General features: G+C 52.8%; 1 protein-coding gene and 1 pseudogene. Both read right to left on the bottom strand.

Features of this window, described 5'->3' with window-relative positions; genetic code table 11:
* Positions 1-339 (bottom strand): annotated as a pseudogene (locus MoGM_RS07315) (16S rRNA processing protein RimM); the annotation flags it as partial.
* A gap of 32 nt (positions 340-371) precedes the next feature.
* Positions 372-1,537: UDP-N-acetylglucosamine 1-carboxyvinyltransferase (locus MoGM_RS07310; protein ID WP_104369437.1), on the bottom strand; the 1,166-nt coding region annotated here is incomplete at its 5' end.

Genomic DNA, 1,537 nt, shown 5'->3' with positions numbered 1-1,537 from the left:
GCGCGAGTCTAACACGTCGAAACCCACTATCGCCGCCCATGAAAGGTTGTCACCGCCTTCATCGGATATGCTTCGGGGAAAAAAGACGTCGGTATTTGTCAGTTCCGAGGCGCGCTCCTGCGTGTCTACATCCTCAAATTTCACGAGTGCGGTCTCATTGCTTCGAAACCGGTACTCATCAATAAAAAACGGAACGAGTATTCCGTCTATCGAGAGTATGAGGTAGTCGCAGTCCGTGCGGTCGAAGATATCATCATCGAACATAAACGTTATCTCGCCCTTCACACCGTGCGGCTTGCCCAACCGTCCTATCTTATAAACATCGTCTTCCCTTATCATACTATTATTCTACCCTCGGTTATGAATATATCTCACATGGGTTGCTCCCTTATTATCCTTGCGCCAAGGCCGTTGAGCCGCGCTTCTATATTCTCATAGCCGCGGTCTATCTGCTCTATATTGTCTATACGGCTCGTCCCATGGGCACTCATGGCCGCTATGAGCAGAGCTATTCCGGCACGTATGTCCGGACTGGACATGCGTCCCGCGCGCAGTCTTATCTTGCGGTCGTGCCCCACGACCACGGCCCTGTGCGGGTCGCAGAGGATCACCTGCGCCCCCATATCTATAAGTTTGTCTACGAAGAAGAGCCTGCTCTCGAACATTTTCTGATGAAACAGCACACTGCCTTGTGCCTGTGTGGCCACCACTATGAGCACCGACAGCAGGTCGGGAGTCAGTCCCGGCCAAGGTGCGTCGGCCAGAGTCATTATTGTCCCGTCGATAAACGAGTCTATCTGATAATGATCCTGTTTAGGTATTATTAGGTCTTCGCCGTCGTGCTCTATTTTAACACCGAGACGGCGGAACGCCTCCGGTATGATGCCGAGGTTTCCGGGAGACACATCCTTTATGCGGATACCGTCGCCCACCATTGCCGCCATGCCGATAAACGAGCCTACCTCGATCATGTCGGGCAATATCCTGTGCGTAGTGCCGTGCAGCCTATCCACTCCCACGATTGTAAGCATGTTCGAAGCTATACCGCTTATACATGCGCCCATATTGTTGAGCATGTGGCACAACTGCTGTATATACGGTTCGCATGCAGCGTTGTATATCGTCGTGGTACCCTCGGCAAGCACCGCCGCCATTATGATGTTGGCCGTTCCTGTCACCGAAGCTTCGTCGAGCAGCATGTAACAGCCTTTCAGCCGGTCTGTCCCTATCTCGTATACCCCCCTTTCCTCAACGTGACGGAACTTAGCCCCGAGACGTTCAAAACCGAGAAAGTGCGTGTCGAGACGCCTGCGCCCTATCTTGTCGCCGCCCGGTTTTGTGATTACGGCCTTGCCGAAACGGGCGAGCAACGGGCCTATCATCAGCACGGAGCCGCGCAACGAAGCGCATTTTCTGACAAACCCGTCGCTTTCCATATAGCCGAGATTCAGTTCGTCGGCCTTGAACGAATAGTCATTCGTCGTCAGCCTCTCCACCTTCACTCCTATATCTTTGAGCAGAAGTATGAGGTTTTTGA

Origin of the sequence: Prevotella sp. MGM1 (assembly GCF_002933775.1) — a bacterium.
Lineage (GTDB): Bacteria > Bacteroidota > Bacteroidia > Bacteroidales > Bacteroidaceae > Prevotella.
This window is presented reverse-complemented; position numbering and strand designations above follow the sequence as displayed.